Annotated in this window: 23 protein-coding genes and 1 pseudogene; 13 read left to right on the forward strand and 11 right to left on the reverse strand. The window is 44.9% G+C overall.

Going from position 1 to position 22916, the window contains the following annotated elements; genetic code table 11:
- Positions 1 to 97: 97 nt before the first annotated feature.
- Together DPF93_RS19385 and DPF93_RS19390 are read left to right on the forward strand one after the other, a co-directional pair.
- On the forward strand, positions 98 to 2803 hold the full coding sequence (locus DPF93_RS19385) for a heavy metal translocating P-type ATPase (protein ID WP_114767691.1): 2706 nt from the start codon (positions 98 to 100) through the stop codon (positions 2801 to 2803).
- 8 nt (positions 2804 to 2811) lie between these two features.
- Complete coding sequence (locus DPF93_RS19390) at positions 2812 to 3255, forward strand: DUF411 domain-containing protein (RefSeq protein ID WP_075651566.1); 444 nt, start codon at positions 2812 to 2814, stop codon at positions 3253 to 3255.
- Between the two features lie 55 nt (positions 3256 to 3310).
- On the opposite strand, the gene hemH is transcribed toward DPF93_RS19390, so the two are convergent.
- From hemH to htpG, 3 genes are all read right to left on the reverse strand, one after another.
- Positions 3311 to 4273, reverse strand: a complete 963-nt coding sequence (hemH, locus tag DPF93_RS19395; RefSeq protein ID WP_114767692.1) for a ferrochelatase — start codon at positions 4271 to 4273, stop codon at positions 3311 to 3313.
- A gap of 149 nt (positions 4274 to 4422) precedes the next feature.
- A complete protein-coding gene (adk, locus tag DPF93_RS19400) occupies positions 4423 to 5067 on the reverse strand; it encodes an adenylate kinase (protein ID WP_075651570.1) in 645 nt (214 codons plus the stop codon).
- A 306-nt stretch (positions 5068 to 5373) separates the two neighbouring features.
- Complete coding sequence (htpG, locus tag DPF93_RS19405; protein ID WP_114767693.1) at positions 5374 to 7278, reverse strand: molecular chaperone HtpG; 1905 nt, start codon at positions 7276 to 7278, stop codon at positions 5374 to 5376.
- 260 nt (positions 7279 to 7538) lie between these two features.
- On the opposite strand from htpG, the gene DPF93_RS19410 reads away from it, so the two are divergent.
- Genes DPF93_RS19410 through DPF93_RS19425 form a run of 4 tightly spaced genes read left to right on the forward strand, consistent with a single transcriptional unit; the run spans position 7539 to position 10045 of the window.
- A complete protein-coding gene (locus DPF93_RS19410; RefSeq protein WP_114767694.1) occupies positions 7539 to 8405 on the forward strand; it encodes a transcriptional regulator in 867 nt (288 codons plus the stop codon).
- Positions 8406 to 8415: 10 nt separating this feature from the next.
- Positions 8416 to 8931: a regulatory protein ToxS gene (locus DPF93_RS19415; RefSeq protein ID WP_114767695.1), complete on the forward strand. Its 516-nt coding sequence runs from the start codon at positions 8416 to 8418 to the stop codon at positions 8929 to 8931.
- A gap of 60 nt (positions 8932 to 8991) precedes the next feature.
- Positions 8992 to 9747: a sulfite exporter TauE/SafE family protein gene (locus DPF93_RS19420; RefSeq protein WP_114767696.1), complete on the forward strand. Its 756-nt coding sequence runs from the start codon at positions 8992 to 8994 to the stop codon at positions 9745 to 9747.
- Between the two features lie 19 nt (positions 9748 to 9766).
- Positions 9767 to 10045, forward strand: coding sequence for an Rdx family protein (locus DPF93_RS19425; protein WP_114767697.1), 279 nt, complete (start codon positions 9767 to 9769; stop codon positions 10043 to 10045).
- Between the two features lie 44 nt (positions 10046 to 10089).
- On the opposite strand, the gene yfcE is transcribed toward DPF93_RS19425, so the two are convergent.
- From yfcE to DPF93_RS19450, 5 genes are read right to left on the reverse strand one after another with little or no spacing between them, the layout of a single operon-like run.
- On the reverse strand, positions 10090 to 10638 hold the full coding sequence (gene yfcE, locus DPF93_RS19430; protein WP_114767698.1) for a phosphodiesterase: 549 nt from the start codon (positions 10636 to 10638) through the stop codon (positions 10090 to 10092).
- A 32-nt stretch (positions 10639 to 10670) separates the two neighbouring features.
- Entirely contained in the window at positions 10671 to 11093 is a 423-nt protein-coding gene (locus tag DPF93_RS19435; RefSeq protein ID WP_114767699.1) for a CBS domain-containing protein, read from the reverse strand.
- Positions 11090 to 11440: a P-II family nitrogen regulator gene (locus DPF93_RS19440; protein ID WP_114767711.1), complete on the reverse strand. Its 351-nt coding sequence runs from the start codon at positions 11438 to 11440 to the stop codon at positions 11090 to 11092. The genes DPF93_RS19435 and DPF93_RS19440 overlap by 4 nt, the downstream gene beginning before the upstream one ends.
- Complete coding sequence (locus DPF93_RS19445; RefSeq protein ID WP_114767710.1) at positions 11430 to 12218, reverse strand: DUF1538 domain-containing protein; 789 nt, start codon at positions 12216 to 12218, stop codon at positions 11430 to 11432. The genes DPF93_RS19440 and DPF93_RS19445 overlap by 11 nt, the downstream gene beginning before the upstream one ends.
- Positions 12218 to 12955, reverse strand: coding sequence for a DUF1538 domain-containing protein (locus tag DPF93_RS19450; RefSeq protein WP_114767700.1), 738 nt, complete (start codon positions 12953 to 12955; stop codon positions 12218 to 12220). Before DPF93_RS19450 ends, DPF93_RS19445 begins: the two co-directional genes overlap by 1 nt.
- 235 nt (positions 12956 to 13190) lie before the next feature.
- Between DPF93_RS19450 and DPF93_RS19455 the strand changes: the two genes are divergently transcribed.
- The 6 genes from DPF93_RS19455 to DPF93_RS19485 all read left to right on the forward strand — a co-directional run bounded on the left by DPF93_RS19455 (position 13191) and on the right by DPF93_RS19485 (position 18100).
- Positions 13191 to 14105: a TIGR01777 family oxidoreductase gene (locus tag DPF93_RS19455; protein ID WP_114767701.1), complete on the forward strand. Its 915-nt coding sequence runs from the start codon at positions 13191 to 13193 to the stop codon at positions 14103 to 14105.
- A gap of 60 nt (positions 14106 to 14165) precedes the next feature.
- Complete coding sequence (locus DPF93_RS19460) at positions 14166 to 14993, forward strand: SDR family oxidoreductase (RefSeq protein WP_114767702.1); 828 nt, start codon at positions 14166 to 14168, stop codon at positions 14991 to 14993.
- Between the two features lie 285 nt (positions 14994 to 15278).
- A complete protein-coding gene (locus tag DPF93_RS19470) occupies positions 15279 to 16133 on the forward strand; it encodes a co-chaperone YbbN (RefSeq protein ID WP_114767703.1) in 855 nt (284 codons plus the stop codon).
- A gap of 133 nt (positions 16134 to 16266) precedes the next feature.
- Entirely contained in the window at positions 16267 to 17211 is a 945-nt protein-coding gene (locus DPF93_RS19475) for an SPFH domain-containing protein (RefSeq protein WP_114767704.1), read from the forward strand.
- The gene (locus tag DPF93_RS19480) at positions 17208 to 17660 is read left to right on the forward strand and encodes an NfeD family protein (RefSeq protein ID WP_114767705.1); all 453 of its coding nucleotides are present in this window, start codon (positions 17208 to 17210) and stop codon (positions 17658 to 17660) included. Before DPF93_RS19475 ends, DPF93_RS19480 begins: the two co-directional genes overlap by 4 nt.
- A 233-nt stretch (positions 17661 to 17893) precedes the next feature.
- Positions 17894 to 18100, forward strand: coding sequence for a hypothetical protein (locus tag DPF93_RS19485; RefSeq protein ID WP_114767706.1), 207 nt, complete (start codon positions 17894 to 17896; stop codon positions 18098 to 18100).
- A 50-nt stretch (positions 18101 to 18150) separates the two neighbouring features.
- Here DPF93_RS19485 and DPF93_RS19490 read toward each other — a convergent pair whose 3' ends face one another.
- The 3 genes from DPF93_RS19490 to ligA all read right to left on the reverse strand — a co-directional run bounded on the left by DPF93_RS19490 (position 18151) and on the right by ligA (position 22586).
- A complete protein-coding gene (locus tag DPF93_RS19490; RefSeq protein ID WP_114767707.1) occupies positions 18151 to 18906 on the reverse strand; it encodes a YccT family protein in 756 nt (251 codons plus the stop codon).
- 79 nt (positions 18907 to 18985) lie between these two features.
- Complete coding sequence (locus tag DPF93_RS19495) at positions 18986 to 20032, reverse strand: porin (RefSeq protein ID WP_114767708.1); 1047 nt, start codon at positions 20030 to 20032, stop codon at positions 18986 to 18988.
- A gap of 544 nt (positions 20033 to 20576) precedes the next feature.
- Positions 20577 to 22586, reverse strand: coding sequence for an NAD-dependent DNA ligase LigA (ligA, locus tag DPF93_RS19500; protein ID WP_114767709.1), 2010 nt, complete (start codon positions 22584 to 22586; stop codon positions 20577 to 20579).
- Positions 22587 to 22756: 170 nt separating this feature from the next.
- Here ligA and DPF93_RS19505 point away from each other — a divergent pair.
- Positions 22757 to 22916, forward strand: a pseudogene (locus DPF93_RS19505) (IS3 family transposase); the annotation flags it as partial.

A 22916-nucleotide genomic window follows, 5' to 3' on the forward strand; every position in this document is an offset into this window, starting at 1 on the left:
ACCTTATGTCTGCTAGCTAAATTCCCCAATTTTATCTATTGACCTTACCCTTGAGGGAAGGTTTATCCTCAATCATAGTCAAAATTGAGGATTAGCGATGAACACATTCGATATACCACTACAGGGTTTAAACTGTATGGGCTGTGCACGCAAAGTGGAAAAACAGCTCAATGACCACCTTGACGTGACGATATTAGATCTTTCGCCGACTTCAATCCGTCTAGAATCAGACGCTTCCTTTCATGCCATTGCTGAGCAAATAGAATCATTAGGTTATCACGCAGGTGTACATAAACAGTTTACGCTGAGCGGGCTCAACTGTGGTAAGTGCGTCAAGAAACTCACCGACCACCTTGCCAACAACGATGCGATAAGCAATCTATCTGTGAGCAAAACCGAGCTTTCACTTTACACCTTACTCTCTGATCAGCGCATCATCGAGTTGGTTGCTGAAGTTGGCTATCAAGCCTCACTTGAGCTCGTGGATAGTGAACTTGAACAATCCGCGACGCCTGAAATCGCGCAAGACAATCATAGCTTAGCGGACAACGATGCCACTGCAACTGCCGTTAGCAGCATCAATTTGCTCATCAGCGGTATGACTTGTGCCAGTTGCGTCTCATCGGTAGAAAAAACGTTACTTGCGGTTGACGGTGTCAGCAAAGCACAAGTCAACCTTGCCGAGCAAAGTGCGATTGTGTTTACCACTGACGCCGAACTTAGTTCACAAGCGCTGCTCCAGGCAGTGGCGAAAGCTGGCTATAGCGCACAAATCATTGATGATCCGAAAACTCAGCAGCAAAAGCAGCTAGAACAACAGCAACAAATTCAAGCTCACCACAAACGCAGCGCCTGGATTGGACTCGCTGTGGGCGGACCTTTGATGGCATGGGGCGTGCTCGGCGGTAATATGATGATCCGCAATAGCAGCGATCAATGGCTTTGGGGGGTAATTGGTGTGATTTGCTTATGGCTGCTGGCAACGGCTGGTCGCAGCTTTTTCACCAACGCTTGGCTCGCACTAAAACACGGACGCGCCACCATGGACACGCTCGTTGCATTAGGCACAGGCTCGGCATGGCTGTTTTCAATGCTGATCGTGCTACTACCAAATTGGTTCCCTGTCGCGTCACGTCATGTTTATTTTGAAGCCAGCGCCATGATCATCGGTTTGATCTCGCTGGGTCACTATATTGAGGCGAAAGCCAAAGCCAACACCACTCGCTCATTACAAGCGCTGATCGACCTACAGCCAAAATCAGCAACATTAGTCACCGACAGTGGCGACCAAGAGATTGCGGTAGAACTGATTGAACAAGGGATGCATTTGCGCATTAAACCGGGTGAAAAAGTACCTGTTGATGGTCTCGTCATCGCCGGGCACTCGTACATTGATGAGTCGATGCTCACTGGTGAGCCAATGCCCGTCGATAAGCAAGTCGATAGCGAAGTCTCTGCCGGCACGCTTAACCAAGACGGCAGCTTAGTGATTCAAGCCACCAGCGTCGGGCACGATACAATGTTGGCGCGCATTATCAGTTTGGTACGCCAAGCACAGAGCAGCAAACCGGCTATCGCCAAACTTGCCGACCAAATTTCAGCGGTCTTTGTCCCCGTCGTCGTGGCAATTGCGATTGTCGCCGCATTAGTTTGGTATGCCGTCGGTCCTGATCCAAAAGCAAGTTACATGTTGGTCGTAGCAACCACGGTACTCATCATCGCTTGTCCTTGTGCTTTAGGCTTAGCAACGCCACTCTCTGTCACTGTTGGGGTGGGTAAAGCGGCTGAAATGGGTATCTTGATCCGAGATGCAGATGTGCTGCAATCGGCGAGTAAACTGGATTGTGTGGTGTTTGATAAAACAGGCACGCTGACGCAAGGCTCTCCGAGTGTCGAGCAAGTCTTTGCCGTTAATGATGATCAACTCGGCTTATTATCTCTAGCAGCCAGCTTAGAGCAACACTCCGAACACCCACTGGCGAAAGCGATTGTCGAGCAAGCCAAACTTCAAGGTGCATCGCTAGTTAGCGTCGATAATTTCGACAACATGCGCGGTCGCGGCGTACAAGCCGAATGGCAGGGGCAACAAATTTCTGTCATCTCATTACCGTATGCACAAAGCATTGGTATTGACCTCAAACCATTTGCTACAGAGCTGCAACAATGCCAAAACAATGCTTGGACAACCGTTATTGTAACTAAAGGTGACATTGCACAAGGTGTGATTGCTATTGCTGACCCAATTAAATATGATGCCGCCGCCGCAATTTCAGCACTCAAATCAATGGGCATCACACCTGTGATGTTAACAGGTGATAACCAAACTGTTGCCGACGCGATAGCTGCGCAGCTCGGTATTGAGCAGGTTATCGCTCAGGTCCTGCCTGATGAAAAAGCGAACCATATTCAAAAGCTCAAAGCGCAAGGATTAACCGTCGCCATGATTGGCGACGGGGTAAATGATGCGCCAGCTTTGGCGCTTGCCGATATTGGTATCGCGATGGGTAGCGGCAGTGACGTCGCCATCGAGAGTGCGCAAATGACACTATTGAACTCGTCACCACTGGCGGTCGTAAAAGCTATCGAGCTGTCTAAAGCGACCGTGAAAAACATGAAACAGAATTTGTTTGGAGCGTTTATTTATAATTCTCTAGGCATTCCAATTGCTGCCGGTGTTTTATATCCAGCATTTGGCTTTTTACTCAGCCCGGTAGTGGCGGGAGCAGCAATGGCGCTCTCATCAATTACTGTGGTGAGCAATGCAAACCGACTACGATTATTTGAAACGACGCATCGTTCCTAGAGGTATCTATGACTCTTAAAACTATTACTTTTGCTCTACTGATGGGTACAACAGCAAGCGCTTGGGCTGCAGATGTCATCAACCACAAATCCCCTTACTGTGGTTGCTGTACTGAGTGGACTAAGCATATGCAAGATGCAGGGTTCACAGTAGAAGAGAAGCTGCATGATGATATGAATGCAGTAAAACAGAAGCTAGGTTTAGATCTTAAACTAGCATCTTGCCACACCGCAGAAATTGGTGGCTTTGTATTTGAAGGTCATATCCCTGCAGACGATATCAAAGCCTTCCTAGCCAATCCGCCAAAGAATGCGAAAGGTCTTGCAGTACCAGGGATGCCAATGGGCTCACCAGGTATGGAATATGGCAACGAGAAAGACTCATACTCAGTCTACGCCTACAATGAGCGCGGTCAGGTATTTGAATACCGCCACTACCAAGGCAACCGCTAATAAAATCAAGCCTCGCAATTGCGAGGCTTTTTTATCTCTGTAATCTTGCCGCTTACTAGCGATGCTGATTGACTAACTCAACCATCATTTCGATGTGGAGCTGGTCCTCATTTAAGCATGGAATAAAGTTAAAGCTCTCGCCTCCATGTTCTTTGAACAATTCCTGCACTTCGCCAGAGATCTCTTCTAGCGTCTCTAAACAGTCAGCGGCGAACGCGGGTGTCATAATGTCGAGCGATTTGATGCCTTTACCCGGCAACGCTTCAATCGTCTTATCGGTATAAGGCTGTAGCCACTCTTCTCGACCAAAACGCGATTGGTAGGTCATGCTAATTTGATCGTCGCTCAGCCCAAGTTCTTGCTGTAATAATTTCGTGGTTTGCTCGCAGTGCTGAGGATAAACATCCCCATTGTCAGCATAACGCTTCGGAATGCCGTGATACGAACAGACCAAATACTCAGACTGCCCTTTCTCTTGCCAAGAGCGACGCACGCTATCTGCTAGTGCTTTAATATACAAAGGGTGATCGTGGTAATCACGAATAAAGCGATACGCTGGGATCTCAGCCATTTGCTTAAAAGCTAGCGTCAGTGCATCTGACACTGCGGCGGTGGTCGTGGCTGAATATTGTGGATAAAGCGGCAACACAATCACCTCTTCAACACCTTGCTCCACCAGACGAGTTACCCCAGATAACACACTTGGATTGCCATAAGTCATACCTAGTGCCACTGGAATGTCGAGTTGCTCGGCAAGTTTAGCGGCTTGTCTTTGTGAATAGACCATCAATGGCGAACCCTCATCCATCCACACCGATTGATAGAGTTTTGCCACCTTAGGCGCACGGATAGGTAAAATAATGCCATGTAAGACAGGACACCAAAGCCAACGCGTTGTGTCCACCACACGTTTGTCATGAAGAAATTGGCTTAAAAAGCGCTTAACTGCTGGAGCAGTCGGCTCATCAGGTGTACCTAGGTTGACCAGCAATACGCCTTGTTTTTTATTTTTGTTCATTGCATCCCATCAATTTAGTTGGCCAAGCTGTTGTTTACGCAATACCGAAAATTTTAGTTCAGTATTGGCATGACTTTTTTACTTGAGCAGAAAAGAAAAAGCGACCCTAAGGTCGCTTCTACTATAGCAATTTTTTCTCAGCGAGAGAATTAAGCTAGTGCTTTCTCGATGTCTGCACTTACTTCAGCAACTTGCTTAGTACCGTCGAATTTAAGGTACTTAGTATTGCCTGCTTCTGCTTCTTTACCGTAGTAAGAGATAAGTGGTGCAGTTTGCTCATGGTAAACGCCTAGACGAGCACGTACTGTCTCTTCTTTGTCGTCATCACGAACTACTAGGTCTTCACCTGTTACGTCGTCTTTACCTTCAACTTTAGGTGGGTTGTACACAACGTGGTAAGTACGACCTGAAGGAAGGTGAGCACGACGACCAGCCATACGCTCAACGATTACGCTGTCCGCTACATCAAACTCGATAACGTAGTCTACGTTTACGCCCATCTCTTTTAGACCATCAGCCTGAGGAATTGTGCGTGGGAAACCATCTAGTAGGAAACCTTTCTCACAGTCATCTTGAGCGATACGCTCTTTGATTAGACCAAGGATGATTTCATCCGATACTAGCTGACCAGCGTCGATTACAGCTTTAGCTTGTTTGCCAAGTTCTGTACCCGCTTTGATAGCTGCACGTAGCATGTCACCAGTAGAGATTTGTGGAATACCGTATTTTTCCATGATGAAGTTTGCTTGCGTGCCTTTACCTGCACCTGGAGCACCTAGAAGAATGATGCGCATGATTTATCCTCTTTAAGATTAGAAATTTATACCGAAGCTCACAATCCGACGACTATGTCATTGCAAACGGTAAGTTTCGGTATATCACCATCAGATTTTGGGGATCGTAAATAGATTGGCTATTCACAATAACAAGTTGCAGATTCTAACATAAATTGTCGTATCTACGACTCAAATAAGACTAAAGAATGCGATTTGCATAACCGGCATAAGTCACGTATTGCATAATTAGCTAAATCTTGATGTTTTATTTAGCTTTCAAATAAAAAGCCCGCATGATGCGAGCTTTTCACCGATTTTAACGCATTAGCCCTTAGTCAAAAGGGTGTTAATTGCGCCCAAGAATTGAGATGGATCTTGTAGTGAACCGCGCTCAGCTAACATTGCTTGGCCAAGTAGCACTTCAACCCAGCGACCAAATGCCACTTCGTCAGCTTCATCAGCCATACGTTTCACTAGCTCGTGCTCTGGGTTAATTTCTAAGATGTATTTCACTTCTGGTACCGCTTGACCGGCCGCTTCCAAAAGCTTCGCCATTTGAGTGCCCATTTCAAAGTCATCGGTCACCACAACCGCTGGAGTGGTTGCAAGCTTGAAGGTAGTGCGCACCTCTTTCACTCGGTCACCCAAGTACTCTTTAGTGCGCTCAACCACAGATTTGAACTCTTCTTCGGTCTCTTTTTGCTTCTCTTTCTCAGCTTCGTCTTCAAACTTGCTTAGATCCAGACCCGCTTTAGTGATCGATTGGAATTGCTTGCCATCAAACTCGGTTAAGTAGTTCATCAGCCACTCATCGATGCGATCAAACATCAGCACCACTTCAATGCCTTTTGCTTTGAACTGCTCCAAGTGTGGGCTGTTTTTCGCTGCCGCGTAGCTATCTGCCGTCAAGTAGTAGATCTTATCTTGACCTTCTTTCATACGTTCAACGTAAGACGCCAGGCTGATGGTCTGCTCTGAAGAGTCTACTTCTGTCGAAGCAAAGCGCAGTAGTCCCGCTACTTTCTCTTTGTTCGCGTGGTCTTCCGCCGGACCTTCTTTTAGCACCAAGCCAAACTCTTTCCAGAATGATTGGTATTTCTCTTCATCATTTTTCGCCATGCGCTCAAGCATTGTCAGCACACGTTTAGTGCAAGCATTACGCAGCGATTGAGTCACTTTATTATCTTGTAGAATTTCGCGCGATACGTTGAGTGGCAAATCATTTGAGTCAATTAAACCACGTACAAAGCGCAGGTATGACGGCATAAACTGTTCTGCGTCATCCATAATAAATACGCGCTGCACGTAAAGTTTTAGACCTGATTTATGGTCACGGTTGAACATATCCCACGGCGCTTTTGCAGGAATGTATAGCAAGCTCGTGTAATCGTTCTTACCTTCAACTCGGTTGTGACTCCACACCAGTGGATCAGCAAAGTCGTGTGATACGTGTTTGTAGAACTCTTGGTATTCTTCGTCACTGATGTCTGACTTATTACGCGTCCAAAGTGCTTGAGCTTTGTTGATTTGCTCCCACTTCTTGTTACCCGTTTCTTTGCCTTCTTCATCACGCTCAGCGGTTTGAATCGACACAGGGATTCCAATATGGTCAGAGTATTTACTGATCACATCACGCAGACGCCATTCGTTGAGGAACTCTTTACCTTCTTCGCGCATATGCAGCACGATATCGGTACCACGTGATTCTTTGCGGATATCTTCGATGGTGTATTCACCCTCACCCGCCGAGTGCCATTGCACCGCTTGATCTGCATTCAAGCCAGCCGCACGTGTACGTACTGTAACTGCGTCCGCGACAATAAATGCTGAGTAGAAGCCAACACCAAACTGACCAATCAGTTGAGAGTCTTTACTTTGGTCTTCAGATAATTTTGAGAAAAATTCAGCTGTGCCAGATTTAGCAATGGTACCCAGATGTTCAATCACATCTTCACGGCTCATACCAATGCCGTTATCTGAAATAGTTAGCGTGTTTGCCGCTTCGTCGAAAGACAGTTTAACTCCTAACTCTGCATCACCTTGGTACAGGTCAGGATTTGAAAGAGCTTGGAAACGCAGTTTGTCTGACGCATCCGAAGCATTAGAAATCAGCTCACGTAGGAAAATCTCTTTGTTCGAGTACAGTGAGTGGATCATTAAGTGAAGCAGCTGTTTGACTTCGGACTGAAAGCCGCGAGTTTCTTTATTGTGAGTGGCAGTTTCGCTCATGTTTACTCCATAACATCTATACTTATCAAACCGTTCTCATATTGAATGAAGCGGCTTGTAGAATAACTGCTAAATAACATGAGGGTGACAAATGTAAAATCAAGGTCAAGAATTATAAAAACAGTGTTTTTTTGATTTTAGATTGTCTATCCTGCCCACAGAATAAATCAATAAGGCGAGCCATTTTATAAAAATGGCAAAAACGACCTAAATCATCGCATCTGTGATGTCTGAGACCTATTTAACCGAAGGCCAATTGCATGAGTAACATAGGTACCAAATTTAACCTTGCTAATAAATTTACATTTGATCCCAACACCAACTCTCTGGTTGATATTCTCAACAACCATGAAGTGATTCGACTCGGCAGCAATGAGAGTCGTATTTTGTTGTTCCTGTCTGAAAAACCCAATCAAGTTGTCAGTCGACATGAGTTGTATGACTTTGTCTGGCGCGAACAAGGGTTTGAAGTCGACGATTCCAGCTTGACCCAAGCGATTTCCACTTTGCGTAAGCTACTCAACGACTCAACAAAATCACCTGAATTTGTTAAGACGGTTCCTAAACGCGGCTATCAACTTATCTGTAGCGTTGAGCGGACCGCGCCATTAAATAGCGGTGAGAACTTGGTTTCTTTTCAAGCAACTGAAAGCGTGGAAGAGCCGACTGCCGTTGAGCCTGAAATCAACCTTGCACAAGAGATTGAAAGAGAAGTCGAGGTTGAATCAACGCCTAGCCTTGATACAGAAACTTCACGTCCAGCCACTAAAGGGCAATGGCTAACCAAGCTCTTCTTGGGCATGGCTATTCTACTGCCTCTACTTGCCTTAACGATCAATAAACCAACCACTTCGCAGTTTCGTCAGCTAGCGGCATTTTCCGGTGTATTGGTGAAAACTCCAGAAAATCACCCTGATTTAACCCATTGGTTACCCGCTATCGAGCAATGTGTCACGCGCTACAAAAACAGTCATACCGGTGATAAATCACCTGTTGAAGTGATTGCGACAGGCGGACAAAACAATCAATTGGTACTGAACTATATCCACCAATTAACGCACTCGGGTGAGAACATTACAGTGCGTATTTTCTCCGACCAAGACAACTTTGACCACATTTGCCAATAGGAGCCTGACGATGAATCAAAAAATAGCCTTGCTACTATTGGCACTGTCAGCAAGTTTCAGTGCTTGGGTGTATTGGGGTAGCGACATTCAAGTAGAGAAAGCCATTACCTCCAAAGAGTGGCAATCAAAAATGGTCACAGTGATCACGGAAGGCATGCGTGAGGAATCGGTTGGACCACTGCGTAAAGTGGATGTGGTCTCAAACGTTAAGTACTTGCCAAATGGAACCTACATTCGCGTGGCAACCGTGCGTTTATTTGCCAACAGTGAACAAAGTGACAGCGTGATTAATATCTCCGAAAGTGGTCATTGGGAAATCAGCGATAACTACCTGCTCATTTCACCAACCGAGTTTAAAGATGTCTCATCGCCAAACAGTGCCGATTTCTCGGAGACCCAGCTGCAGTTGATTAAACAGCTATTCAAAATGGATGCCCAGCAAAGCCGCCGTATTGACATTGTTAATGAAAAAACCTTGCTTCTGACTAGCTTAAGTCACGGTTCTACGGTACTTTTCTCTAACTAGTTGTTTCAATATCGTCATGGGGAGCACAACGCTCCCCTTTTTAATGGATCTTGTTTAACCATGGAATGGATAAACGCTTTGGGGCTACTGCTTGGCTCCCTATTTGCCAATACTCTGGCATCTCTGTCTGGCGGCGGTGCTGGGCTACTGCAATTTCCTCTACTGCTATTTTTCGGTTTGCCCTTTTCGGTCGCACTAGCCACCCATAAAGTTGCCAGTGTAGCTTTAGGGCTGGGCGCGGCAGCCACACATATCAAACAGAAAAGCTTTACCTTGCAAGAGGCGCTTTATGTCACCTTTATTGGCTCAGTTGGCGTTGTAATTGGCGCGAACCTGATCCTTTACGTTCCAGCGGCTATTGCGGAAAGGTTATTGGGTGCCATGATCTTAGCGCTTGGCATCTATTCCTACGTCAAAAAACAACTTGGGCAACAGGCACAGCCTATCAACCGACACTGGCTCGGTTGGACATTGGGTTCGCTTGGCTTAATCTTTATTGGCATGATCAATGGCTCACTCACCGCAGGCTCTGGGCTACTGGTGACACTCTTTCTCGTCAGATGGTTTGGCTATAGCTATAAACAAGCGGTCGCACTCACCATGATTTGTGTTGGGCTATTTTGGAATGGCATTGGTGGCATCGCAGTGGTTCACGCCGGCGCCTCTATCTATTGGCCATGGCTGCCGATTTTACTCGCGGGTTCATTTTTAGGTGGCGCGGCTGGCGCCTATCTATCAACGCGGTTTAGCAACAAAATCATTAAACAGTGCTTTGAAATTCTGACCTTATTGGTCGGGTTCAAGTTACTGATATAAATGCATAAGGAAGAGAAAAATGCAAAAAGCAATGATTGATATCTACTACTGTCGCCAATGTAATTGGATGCTACGTTCCAGTTGGTTAACTCAAGAGCTGCTGCATACTTTTAGTGAGGAAATTGAAACCGTTTCCCTGCACCCAGATACCGGAGGGCGATTTGAAATACACTGCAACGGCAACTTAATTTGGGAACGCAAACGCGATGGCGGTTTTCCGGAAGCTAAAGTGCTAAAACAGCGTGTTCGCGATATTATCGATCCAGAGCGCGATTTAGGTCATTCAGATAAACGCTAAAAAGGCACCTAACGTGCCTTTATCAAATAAATTATCGCACCGAGTTAGGCGATCGCTTTCTCAAGCAATGTAGCACCGTCAAAACTCATCACTTTGATCATGTTGTCCGCGTACAAACCGTAGCTTGCGACAAAACCATTGCGTGGAAAGGTGATAGAGCCAGGATTAAAGATAAACTGAGCGCCATTTCTTTCCGCCAGTGGGATATGGGTATGACCGTGAACAATCACGTCGCCCTCTCTAAGCGCCGGACGTTTTTCGCTGTTGTACAAATGACCATGAGTCAAAAACAATCTCTGACCGTTTGGCAGCATTACCCAAGCGTAATCACTCATCATTGGAAAAGCGAGTAACATTTGATCTACTTCGCTGTCGCAGTTGCCGCGCACCGCAATGATACGCTCAGCATATTGGTTAAGTAATTCGGCAACCGCTGGCGGGTTGTACCCCTCAGGCACCGGGTTGCGTGGTCCGTGGTTAAGCACATCGCCAAGCAGCACTAAGGTTTCAACACCAGAGCGCTCAAACTCTTCAATCACACGCTCAGTCGCCGGCAAGCTACCATGTAGATCAGAGGCAAAAAATAGCTTCACAACAAATACTCCTCAATATTATTGAGGTCATTCTACTCAAACGACTCGATTGCGTCATCCCGAGCCATGCCATTTAGCACGATATTGTTGTAACTCACCATGCCAATTACCTTGCCACTTTCGATTACCGGTGCTCGACTTATACCAAATCGCTCAAACAAACGTGCGCAGTATTTGACTTGCAGTTCAGGCGCAACTCCCAGTGCAGGCTTAGTCATGATCTCATAAATGTTGGTTCGCTCTGGCGAGCGATTTTTCGCCAGCACTTTCTTGGCAATATCGTTCATCAATACAATACCAAACTCATCGTCAGCATCGCGCTTGTTAACCACCAGCGCTTTGACTTGATGCTCTCGAGCTATTCGAATCGCCTCTTGTACGGTACTTAAACCATCAATCATAACGTACGTCGCCGCCATCACATCACGCACGCGAACTATTGATTGTTTACTCATAACTCCTCCCCAACGACCTTAGTCAATTTCTCAACTTGGTGCGCAACGCCCACCGCATCTTCAATATCAATTTGAATCGCGATACCTTGCCCTGATTCTTGATCGAACTCGCCGACTTCACTGATTGTTTCAAGGATGTGCCGCGCAAGGTGCTCTTCTACCACAAACAGCAAGACATCTTTTTGCACCTCAAGCGTTAAGCCAAAGAACGTCCGCTTCTGATTTAAACCTTCACCTCTGGCATTATTAATAACCGTTGCACCCGTCGCTCCAGCTTGACGAGCAGCATCGAGCACTTGCTCTGTTTTACTATCTTCAACAAAGGCTAATAACAACTTAAAGCGCATTTTTTCCATCCTCATGTGGTGGTTCTTTGTTTAGCCATTGCGTTATTTGCGCATACCCCATCACAGAGATGATGGGAAATAAGCTCGCAAACGCAATCAACCCAAAACCGTCAATCATCGGGTTTCTTCCCGGTACAGTGGAGGCAAGTCCCAAGCCTAACGCAGCAACCAACGGCACTGTCACTGTCGAAGTCGTCACTCCCCCGGAATCATAAGCCAGTGGAATAATAAGCTGGGGAGCAAAAAAGGTCTGAACAACGACTATGATGTAACCAGCAATGATGTAGTAGTGAATAGGATCGCCAACCACGATACGATAGCTTCCCAAAGCGATACCAAATGCAACACCAAGTGCCACGGCAATCCGCAATCCATTGACGCCAATACTGCCCCCTGAAACTTGGTTGGCTTTAATCGCAACCGCAATCAGCGAAGGCTCTGCAATGGTGGTACTAAAGCCAATACAAAAAGCAAATAGGTACACCCAATAGTAATCAAGCCAACCCAAAACGATGCCATCGCTTAAACGAAATTGTGCGATAAAATCTGGCGCTGTGAGTTGCTTCGCCATCGCATCACCAAGAGGAAAAAGCGCCATCTCTAGTCCTAATAGAAATAGAGTCAGACCAATCACGACATAAACAAAGCCTAGCAATACCTTAGGCAGGTTAGTCACTGGACGTTTCAGGACGGCAAACTGAAAACCAAAGATGATGGTCACGATAGGGATGACATCGCCAATAGTCGCTAACAAAGTGGTAAACAAAGCGCTCAACATCATGTCATCACCATGCCGTAAACCATAACGAACATCATAGGCAGAAGAGAGGCAAAGGCTATTAAGCCAAAACCATCCGTCATTGGATTACGCCCTTTTATCGATGATGCAAGACCAACACCGAGTGCGGTCACTAAAGGTACGGTGATGGTCGAGGTCGTCACGCCTCCCGAATCATAAGCAATGCCGATAATACTTGGGGGAGCAAATCCAGTCAGAACCACCACGCCAACATTGCCACCGATAATCATAGTTTGAATTGACCAACCTTTAAGGATCCTCAGTACACCTAATACAATTGCACATCCAACCGAGAGTGCGACGGTAAAACGTAACCCGCTGGCATATTTATCTCGGCTTGATTCAGTGTTGGTGATCATCCCCCCTTCACTCGCAACTTCAGCAGCTTCTGCCGCCACAGCGGTTAGCGCTGGTTCCGCTATTGTGGTGCCAAACCCCAAACAAAATGAAAAGATCAGCAACCAAAAAAGACTGCCTTTTTGCGCAAAAGCTTGCGCCATGGTTTCACCAATCGGAAATAGCCCCATTTCCAAACCGAAGATAAAAAAAGTCAGCCCGGCAACGACTAGGAACAAACCTAGAGCAATAGAGATTAAATTAGGTAGCGGTTCTTGCAGCACAACAAGCTGAAAAAACGCAATGACGAGAATTATCGGCAATAAGTCTCGTAGACTGGTGAGCATTGCTTGTAGCAACGCAAAAACGGCGCTCGACATTGTTCACTCCATTCCTTTAGAGTTACCGCTATCTTGCCAAAGCCTTGCTTGCTAATATGTGACACTAGCTGCATCCGAACAGCAAAGTGTAACAAAATGTGTGTTATGTGATGTGCAACCACGGCATACCGCTTCCTTGCTGGTAATGCCAATCACAACGATATCATCATGATAGAAATAGACTGATCCGTTTAAGACGCTTATCGCTATAATTACTCCATACAAGGAGAGTAAAATGAAAGTATTGTTAACAGGTGGCACTGGATTTATCGGTCGAGAACTTATCAAGCATTTGACTACTTACGATGTGGTGCTGCTGACTCGTTCGCCGGAAAAAGCAAAACAACTGCTGAATCACGCCGATCTTGGCAACGTTACCTACATTTCCCATCTTAATGACTTTCATGATCTCAATGATTTTGATGCTGTTATTAACCTTGCTGGTGAACCAATCGCAGACAAACGTTGGAGCGCCGAGCAGAAGCAGCAGATATGCGATAGTCGCTGGAAACTTACCGAACAGTTAGTCGAACTAATTCACGCTAGCACTACACCACCAAATGTATTTATTAGTGGCTCTGCTGTTGGCTACTACGGCGATCAACAAGCCCATCCCTTTGATGAAAGTTTGCATGTTCATACCAACAATTTTCCCCACCATGTCTGTGCTAAATGGGAAGAAATTGCCAATCGCGCACGTTCTGAACAAACTCGCGTTTGCATTCTACGCACAGGCGTTGTTCTTGGTTGCGATGGCGGAGCGCTGGCGAAGATGTTACTACCATACAAAATGGGCGTTGGCGGCCCGATAGGTCATGGCAACCAATATATGCCATGGATTCACAAGCTTGATATGGTCCGGGGTATTATCTATCTGCTTGAAACAGAGCACGCGCATGGAGATTTTAACCTGTGTGCGCCGCACCCTGTGATGAATCGCCACTTTAGCCGCACTTTGGCGCGCACGCTAAAACGACCTCACTTCCTCTTTACCCCTAAATGGACCATAAAAATTCTGATGGGCGAAAGCTCGGTTTTACTATTCGATAGTATTCGAGCCAAACCCAAGAAGTTAACTGAACTTGGTTTTCGCTTTAGCTACTCACGACTCGAGCCTGCCTTAAAAAACCTATTACAACACCGCGAATAATCCATTACTCTAACCTTCTGTTTGAATAGCGATTAAGCCCAATTTAAAAGAAGGATTTTTATGAGCAAAGCCATACTTATTACGGGTTGTTCATCTGGTATTGGTTATGTCACTGCGCATGCTTTGCATCAGCGTGGCTATCATGTCATTGCATCATGCCGCAGTGAGCAAGATGTACTTCGCCTGCAACAGGAAGGGCTAACCAGTATTCAGCTTGATCTGAGTTCAGTAGAAAGTATTGATGCCGCGGTCGAGAAAACCATCGCCTTGACTGATGGTAAACTCTACGCACTATTCAATAATGGCGCTTACGGGCAGCCCGGCGCGTTAGAAGATCTTCCCGTTGAGGGGCTAAAAGCGCAATTTGAAACAAACTTTTTTGGCTGGCATCATCTAGTCTGTAAAGTATTGCCTTTAATGCGCCAACAAGATGAAGGGCGAATTGTACAAAACAGCTCAGTACTCGGCTTTGCGGCAATGAAATATCGCGGTGCTTATAATGCCTCCAAATTTGCCTTGGAAGGTTGGACTGATACGCTAAGGCTAGAACTGACGGGTAGCAATATTCATATCAGTTTGATCGAGCCCGGTCCGATTGAAACACGCTTTCGCGCCAATGCATTACAAGCTTTCCATCAATGGATAGAGATTGATACCAGCGTACACAAAGACGCGTATCAGCAACAGATTGCCCGCTTAGAGAAAGAATCTTCTAACAATGCCTTCGTGTTACCTGCCGAGTCATGCATCGCTCCGGTGCTCCACGCTTTAGAAGCTAAGAAACCGAAAATACGCTATCGCATTACCAAACCAACCAAAGTCTTTGCCATTCTCAAACGCATTCTTCCAACTGCGTGGCTAGATAAAATTTTGCTAAAAGCCGCATAGCGTAATATTAACGTCACAATCAATAGGCAAGATGAAAGGGTAAAGAAATATCACGCTGACTTTCAAGCGTCACTTTCGGTACCCGTACATGTCGTTGAACCAGTTAAACTGGCTATGTGTGAGTGTCGTGCTAACATTGTTTATCGTACTCTAAACACCTTCGCTTGCACTTTTGCCAATGAAAACACCACGTTAATACGTGGTGTTTTTGTTTGTGAACTTGAATTTTCCATTTGTCGACCATACTTAGTGAATAGATAAAGACATTGGCTAAGGATATGTCGCATGCAATCACCGTTCATCACTGAATTAAACCAGCAGAACTTTATGCAGGTTCTGGAAACGTCAAGACAAACACCGCTGCTGATTCATTTCTGGGCACCTGTCAGCCAAGAGAGCAGTGAAATCATTCCGCAGCTTCAACAGCTGGCGCAAAACTACAACGGTGCTATGACTCTTGCACTGCTCAACTGTGAGCAAGAGCAGTCAATTGCCGCCCAATTTGGTGTTCAAGCCCTACCAACCATTGCTCTTTTTGTTAATGGTCAGCCAGTTGATGGATTAGGTGGCCCTCAGCCAATCGAAATGATTGAGCAAATGTTAGCAAAACATCTACCAAGCCAAGAAGAAATTAACCTAAGTAAAGCACTCGAGTTGGTTGCATCCGGTCAACATGCGCAAGCCATGCCTCTATTGACTGCGCTTTCTGCAGAACTAGCCAACCGAGGCGATGTTAAGCTAGCACTGGCTGACTGCTATTTAGAAGCGCAAAACTTTGAGCAAGCAGAAGCCCTCCTGCAAGCAATTCCACTTGAGTATCAAGATAATTACTACAAAGGCTTAATTGCCAAGCTAGAGATCCACCATCAAGCAGCAAATAGCCCTGAGATACAATCGCTGGAACAGCAACGTGCCTCTGAACCAAATAACGCCAAACTGGCTCAAGAACTCGCGTTGAACTACCACCAAGTGAACCGAGATGACGAAGCTTTAGCACTGATGTGGCAATTTATTAGCCAAGACCTCAATTGCTTAGACGGTGATATGAAAAAATCATTTATGGATATCTTAAGCGCGCTTGGACAAGGTAACACTGTCGCAGCAAAATATCGTCGTCAACTTTACTCAATCCTTTATTAACAAGAAAATACGCAGTTAAAGGTCGAAATAATCGACCTTTAACTCTGCCATTTAGCGGAGCAAGTCTCACTACACCATTTGAGCTTGTACAAAGTTTAGGCAACAATGAAGACAACTTGAAAAGGAGATCTTCATGCCTATTGATACTTCACTCCCTATAGATTCAATCATCACTACCGCCATTTTCGTCATTGCTGCCATCGCTTTTGTTTTTGCCGGTGTCAAAACGGTACCGCAAGGAAACCACTGGACAGTTGAGCGTTTTGGTCGCTATACCCATACTCTTAAACCAGGACTTAACTTCATTATTCCTTTTATCGACCGAATTGGTCATAAGATCAATATGATGGAGCGAGTGCTCGATATTCCAGCACAAGAAGTTATCTCTCGCGATAATGCCAATGTCACCATTGATGCGGTTTGTTTTGTGCAGGTTATTGATGCTGCGCGAGCTGCATATGAGGTAAATGATCTGGAACATGCTATTCGCAACCTCACCTTAACCAATATCCGCACCGTGCTCGGCTCAATGGAGCTTGATGAAATGCTCAGCCAGCGCGATATGATCAACGTTAAGTTATTAGCGATCGTCGATGAAGCGACCAATCCATGGGGAGTAAAAGTCACTCGTATTGAAATCAAAGATGTACAGCCGCCCTCTGATCTAACCGCAGCGATGAATGCCCAAATGAAAGCAGAGCGTAATAAGCGCGCTGAAATCTTAGAAGCCGAAGGGGTTCGCCAAGCTGAGATCTTACGCGCAGAAGGCCAAAAGCAATCAGAAATCCTCAAAGCAGAAGGTGAAAAGCAAGCTGCCATTTTACAAGCAGAAGCACGTGAACGCGCAGCAGAAGCTGAAGCTCGCGCTACCGAAATGGTCTCTGAAGCGATAGCAAAAGGTGATATGCAAGCCGTTAATTACTTTATTGCACAAGGCTATACCGATGCGCTAAAAACCATAGGGCAAGCCGAAAATGGCAAAATCATTATGTTGCCACTTGAAGCATCTGGCTTAATGGGCTCAGTGGCAGGTATTGCCGAAATGTTTAAGCATGACAAACAATCGAGGTCATTGTGATCGAGTTTCTCAATAGTATTAACCACTGGCATTGGATCGGCTTGGGGCTTGCGCTGCTGGCAGCTGAACTATTAGGCGCAGCCGGATACCTACTATGGCTAGGAATATCGGCTCTAATCGTGGGAGTAATCCTCACTTGGCTACCGATTGGCTGGCAACTACAGTGGGTTTCCTTTGCCGTTTTTTCTTTAACTACGACATGGTTATGGTGGCGAAGACAGCTAAGTAGCGATCAAAAAAGCGATTCTAAGCGCGATCTCAATCAAAAACATAAGCAATTGATTGGTTACACGTTACGCCTAGATCAAGACCTACCAGCCGGTAAATCGCGTATAAAAATAGCTGACACCACTTGGTCAGCTTATTCTGAACTCCCCCTATTATCAGGAATGTTAGTTGAAGTCACTGATATCAAGGGTATTGTATTATTCATACAAGAAAAAAAGTAAAGCATTAGCGTAGAAAAAGCGCCTGAAAACTACCGCTTTCAGGCGTTTTTTTTGTTCACAATCTCATCAAACAAAAAAACAATAAATTTTTCGCAATAACTTCCTAAAGAAACATAAAGATAGGTTATTTATTACATAAAAATATCATTTTTTTTTGATCTTTATCAGTCTTGTTTCATACTAAAACTATCTCAGATATTTGAGATAGCTCACAAAAACAAAGGGGATTTATTATGAAAAAGATTATTGCTCTAGCTTGTACTGCGCTTGTTTCATTTTCTGTATTTGCATCACAACCAGCAAACAATTCTAACAGTAACCAAACTGCACGCGGCGAATGGGTCAACTGTGTAATGCCAGATGGCTCAAAAGACTACATCCCAAGTGGGGTATGTCGCTCAAACGGTGGTACTTTTACTAGTGACACTATCTCCCACTAAAAATTGAAAAAGCCCTTGTCAAATTACTGACAAGGGCTTTTCGAAAATTCTTATTGTGAAACTAACCACGCCAGAATAGATTTTCTCTCTACAGCTGTCGCTTCAATATACCAGTAGCTCATCATTTCCAATGCTTTAGAGCCTTCTAGCTCTGATAATTGCTGCGATTGTCTATTTTCAAATACCCAGTTAGTAAACTGTTCTCGCTCTTGTGGCGTAGCTTTCTTACTCCAGTACGAAACCATTTGGCTAGCATCACCACCAGACAACTGACCTACTTGTACAACTTGTACATTCGATGGAATAGCAACTTCTGAAGGCGCAGATGCGGGCACAATTCCTTTTGCAACGTTGTACTCTCTTAGTTCTTTTTCGTAGTCACGCCCTAAGCCTAAAATGTATGGCAACTCTTCAATAGTAAAATCAATATTATTGCCGTTCTCATCCGTGAGCTTCATTTTCGGATTTTTATTGAATTGCTCAACATGCAAAAGACGAGTGATTTGCGTATCGGGTGCTAATGTTAACTGTACATCTGCAGCATCAAAGGTAACAACAAAGGCTTCTGAATTAAATTTTTCTTTTTCACCAAAATTGTTATCAACCAATTTTGATACACGAAATACCACCTGATTAGTCCCATCTGGCAGTTTAAATTTTGGTTTAGCGAATGCCCAAAGTCCGGAAGCTTCGTTATCGACCACAAGTGGGGTTAAATTATCATTAAAACTTAGTCCAACTTCGGCCTGCGGAGCAAAGGAAGCAGTTGCAATACATATAGCTGTTAAGGTTTTCATTACCTTCATCTTTTTTCTCCTGAAAAAAACGAGCACTCTCGCGGAGTGCTCGTAAAATAAGCAGTTAGACTAACTAGCAACAGATAGATTACCAGTAGTATTCAGTACCAAACATTAGGCGAGTTTTATCACCTGAAGTTGCTTCACCGTCCATATCGTAATCACGTACATCGAAGTACAAGATAGCGCTTGGCAGCGTGTAAGCCACGCGAGCAGTGATTGCAGTATCAGAGTCATCTACACCGTTAAAGTCTGCAGATTTGCTTGATTCACCTTGATGTGCGTAGCCAGCTTTAACAAACCAGTTTTCATCGATAGTGTATTGAATAGCTGCAGAGTAGCTTTCTTGGCTGTTGCTACCACCTGCGGCATAATCAACAGATGCATCACGGTAAGCTGCGTTTACAGTGAAATCGCCTAGGAAGAAGTATGCACCAACAATCCAGTAGTCACTGCCGTCAAGCTCAAGCGTTGTAAGTTTAGTAGTATTAATGAATACATCTTTCTCTTCTGTTTCACCACGGTCATAGTAACCCGCGTGTAGAAGCATGTTGTCGTTTTGGTATGCACCTGCAAAACTTACTGTTTTTGCATCAAACGTTTCAGCAGTACCACTTAGAGTTGCGGATAGAGTAAAGCCATTCCAGTTTGCTGAATCGTAGCGAATTACGTGGTCAGCACGACCTTCATATGCAACACCAATATCAGTTGCTGAATCAAACACGCCGCCAGTACCTGGGTTAGTGTGAGCATCGACTAGGTTGTATGCTGCAACTAGTTGACGACCAAACTTGATGTTACCGAAACCTTCCCAATCAAAACCTAGGTAAGTATCACGAACACCAAGGCCACCAGAGTTAGTACCGTTGTTTGCGTTACCACCTTCCATCTGCCAAATAAAGTTTGGTGCTAGATCTTCAAATTCAACTACGCCACGGAAACCGATACGAGACTCAATATCAGCAATCATGCTGTTATCTTGGTTATCTTTGATGTCATAGATTACAGAACCAGCCGCTTGGCCGTAAAATGTAACTGCATCACCAACAACTTGTACTGCTGCATTTGCTGAACCAACTGCCGCTGCAGATGCCACTGCCGCACACACTAGAGTGCGTTTGAAAAATTTGTCCATGGAAAAAACTCCTAAAAATGGATATAGCTGTTTTATTGCCTCTTCCCTTAAGTTGGCCGCCGAAGGGAAAAGAAATTACTCGTAAAATCTCAATAGCCTTCAATGATATTTTCGATTTTAAAGTGACTGCATACACCTCGTGTATCCATGGGTACTAGACTAACTTCGCAGTAAAAAACATCAATGAGAACTTAATTTCTTTATAAAAAAATATGAGCTAAGACATACTTTTTCTAAACTAATGATCTAGATCGCAAAATGAATTTGAACTTTGGGAACTAAAGTTAAACCTTTAAATTTCAGTTACATAGAAGAAAACCCCTGAACGCATAATTGAAGTGCATCGCAAAAATAGAGTGTTAGTTAGATCACTGTGTGAATTTAGATCGCCATCACTTTTCAAAAACTGCCAAATTTGCATAAGAAAGTTAAGGTTTATTTTTCTCAAAAAAAAACACTTACCCTAAGGATAAGTGTTTTAGCTTTTTACCTACCTAAAACCAAAGAACCTAGCTCCAACGCAAGCTCTTCTTTAATAGAACAGTTACATCAAATTAATCAAATCTTGCTCAGTCTGAACTTCAATGCCTAACTCTTGTGCTTTGGCTAATTTTGACCCTGCGCTTTCACCCACAAAAAGAATATCGGTTTTTTTAGAAACACTTCCGGTTACTTTTGCCCCTAAGGCTTCTAGCGCTGCTTTCGCATCTGAGCGTGATAGTTGTGATAATGAACCAGTCAAAACCACAACTTTACCCGCTAGAGGCTGAGGGATATTTTCATCTCGCTCTTCAATTACCGGCCAGTTAATACCTTGCTCGAGCAACTCAGTTATGACTTGTTTGTTTTTATCTTGCGCAAAAAATGACGTGATATGACTCGCAACAATACCACCAATATCCTGAACCTCAACTAACTGCTCGTGAGTAGCGTTCATAACAAGCTCAAGCGATTTAAAGTGCGCCGCTAAGTTTGCCGCAGTGGCTTCGCCCACTTCTCGAATACCCAATGAATATAAAAAGCGTGGCAGTGTGGTTTGCTTTGATACTTCAAGTGCATTTACAACATTTTGTGCCGACTTCGGTCCCATACGCTCTAAAACAGTCAGTACACCAGCACTTAACTTAAATAAGTCAGCTGGAGTCTCTACCATTTCACGGTCAACCAACTGCTCAATTACCTTTTCACCTAAGCCATCAACATCAAGTGCTTTACGTGAAACAAAGTGTTTTAACGCTTCTTTACGTTGCGCCTGACAGACTAAGCCACCAGTACAACGCGCAACTGCTTCACCTTCAACTCTTTCGACAGCTGAACGACAAACTGGACACTGATCAGGGAAGATAATATCTCGTGCATTTTCCGGGCGACGGTCGGCAACCACAGAGACAACTTGAGGGATCACATCGCCTGCGCGGCGGATGATCACGCTATCGCCAATTTTAACTTGTAGTCGGGCAATTTCGTCAGCGTTGTGCAACGTAGCATTGCTTACCGTAACACCACCAACAAAAATCGGTTCCAACTTGGCAACAGGTGTAATCGCTCCAGTGCGTCCAACTTGGAACTCAACGTCGTTAAGTACCGTGATCTCTTCTTGCGCAGGAAACTTATACGCTATCGCCCAACGCGGTGCTCGAGCCACAAAACCTAAACGTTCTTGCAGGGCAATATCATCAACTTTAATCACCACACCATCGATTTCATAAGCGAGCGCATCGCGACGCTGTAAAATAGCTTGGTAGTAGTCTCTCACCTCTGCCAATGAACCAACGCGCTTTGTTTCTGGACACATAGGCAATCCCCAACCTTTCAGTTGTAAGAATCGCTCATAATGACTATTTGAAAGCTCAGCGCCTTCGACCACGCCAACGCTGTAAGCATAAAAACTGAGTGGACGAGTTGCAGTAATACGTGAATCGAGTTGACGCAAACTGCCCGCTGCGGCATTACGCGGGTTAACAAACGTCTTCTCACCTTTTTTCAGCGCCAGCTCGTTAAGTTTGTCAAAACCGGCTTTAGGCATAAAGACTTCGCCACGAACCTCAATACGCTGTGGCCAACCTTCACCACGCAGTTTTAACGGAATTGCCGCGATTGTACGTACGTTTTCAGTGATGTTTTCACCTGTTGTACCATCACCGCGAGTCGCTGCTTGCACTAAAACGCCATCAACGTAGAGAAGGCTAACCGCCAAGCCATCAAGTTTTGGTTCACAACAAAACAGATCGAACTTTGCTCCAGGCAAGCGATCAACCATTCGTTTATGAAAACTGGTTAGCTCGCTATCGTCAAACGCGTTATCAAGTGAAAGCATTGGAATTTCGTGCTGCACGGTTGCAAAACCGTCAAGAGGCTTTCCGCCAACTCGCTGGCTTGGTGAGTCGATCGTCACTAGATCAGGGTGTTGCTCTTCTAGTGCCAACAGTTCGCGCATCAAGCGATCATACTCAACATCTGGGATTTCTGGGCTGTCTTCAACGTAATAGCGCACGGCGTGGTAATGCAGTGTTTCACGCAGGTGTTCGAGTTTTTGTTGGATTTCTATCGACATATTTCACTCAATTTTCGTTAGATAAGTGGCTAATAGCGCGAGTATGAACGCGCACTCATCTCTATTCAAGGGCAAATAAAAAGGCTCCTATCAATGAGGAGCCTTAACACAATTCAATGACCCGTCCTAAATAAGGTTGACACAACCCAATCAGAAAATTGGAGAGTGTTATGAAATCAGCAGCTAGACGAACCCAACGTGACTATTCACTCGCTTTTAAATTGGATGTCGTTGACCAAGTTGAAAGAGGTGAACTGACTTATAAACAGGCTCAAGAGAAGTACGGCATACAAGGTTGTTCTACAGTATTAGTGTGGCTCCGAAAACACG

It is taken from the genome of Vibrio rhodolitus (assembly GCF_003350325.1).
Taxonomy (GTDB): Bacteria; Pseudomonadota; Gammaproteobacteria; order Enterobacterales; family Vibrionaceae; genus Vibrio; species Vibrio rhodolitus.

Bases quoted from the DNA above. Each gene is read 5' to 3' on its own strand.
- DPF93_RS19385 (WP_114767691.1), top strand. From the start codon at position 98: ATGAACACATTCGATATACCACTACAGGGTTTAAACTGTATGGGCTGT.
- DPF93_RS19390 (WP_075651566.1), top strand. From the start codon at position 2,812: ATGACTCTTAAAACTATTACTTTTGCTCTACTGATGGGTACAACAGCA.
- hemH (WP_114767692.1), bottom strand. From the start codon at position 4,273: ATGAACAAAAATAAAAAACAAGGCGTATTGCTGGTCAACCTAGGTACA.
- adk (WP_075651570.1), bottom strand. From the start codon at position 5,067: ATGCGCATCATTCTTCTAGGTGCTCCAGGTGCAGGTAAAGGCACGCAA.
- htpG (WP_114767693.1), bottom strand. From the start codon at position 7,278: ATGAGCGAAACTGCCACTCACAATAAAGAAACTCGCGGCTTTCAGTCC.
- DPF93_RS19410 (WP_114767694.1), top strand. From the start codon at position 7,539: ATGAGTAACATAGGTACCAAATTTAACCTTGCTAATAAATTTACATTT.
- DPF93_RS19415 (WP_114767695.1), top strand. From the start codon at position 8,416: ATGAATCAAAAAATAGCCTTGCTACTATTGGCACTGTCAGCAAGTTTC.
- DPF93_RS19420 (WP_114767696.1), top strand. From the start codon at position 8,992: ATGGAATGGATAAACGCTTTGGGGCTACTGCTTGGCTCCCTATTTGCC.
- DPF93_RS19425 (WP_114767697.1), top strand. From the start codon at position 9,767: ATGCAAAAAGCAATGATTGATATCTACTACTGTCGCCAATGTAATTGG.
- DPF93_RS19435 (WP_114767699.1), bottom strand. From the start codon at position 11,093: ATGAGTAAACAATCAATAGTTCGCGTGCGTGATGTGATGGCGGCGACG.
- DPF93_RS19440 (WP_114767711.1), bottom strand. From the start codon at position 11,440: ATGCGCTTTAAGTTGTTATTAGCCTTTGTTGAAGATAGTAAAACAGAG.
- DPF93_RS19445 (WP_114767710.1), bottom strand. From the start codon at position 12,218: ATGTTGAGCGCTTTGTTTACCACTTTGTTAGCGACTATTGGCGATGTC.
- DPF93_RS19450 (WP_114767700.1), bottom strand. From the start codon at position 12,955: ATGTCGAGCGCCGTTTTTGCGTTGCTACAAGCAATGCTCACCAGTCTA.
- DPF93_RS19455 (WP_114767701.1), top strand. From the start codon at position 13,191: ATGAAAGTATTGTTAACAGGTGGCACTGGATTTATCGGTCGAGAACTT.
- DPF93_RS19460 (WP_114767702.1), top strand. From the start codon at position 14,166: ATGAGCAAAGCCATACTTATTACGGGTTGTTCATCTGGTATTGGTTAT.
- DPF93_RS19470 (WP_114767703.1), top strand. From the start codon at position 15,279: ATGCAATCACCGTTCATCACTGAATTAAACCAGCAGAACTTTATGCAG.
- DPF93_RS19475 (WP_114767704.1), top strand. From the start codon at position 16,267: ATGCCTATTGATACTTCACTCCCTATAGATTCAATCATCACTACCGCC.
- DPF93_RS19485 (WP_114767706.1), top strand. From the start codon at position 17,894: ATGAAAAAGATTATTGCTCTAGCTTGTACTGCGCTTGTTTCATTTTCT.
- DPF93_RS19490 (WP_114767707.1), bottom strand. From the start codon at position 18,906: ATGAAGGTAATGAAAACCTTAACAGCTATATGTATTGCAACTGCTTCC.
- DPF93_RS19495 (WP_114767708.1), bottom strand. From the start codon at position 20,032: ATGGACAAATTTTTCAAACGCACTCTAGTGTGTGCGGCAGTGGCATCT.
- ligA (WP_114767709.1), bottom strand. From the start codon at position 22,586: ATGTCGATAGAAATCCAACAAAAACTCGAACACCTGCGTGAAACACTG.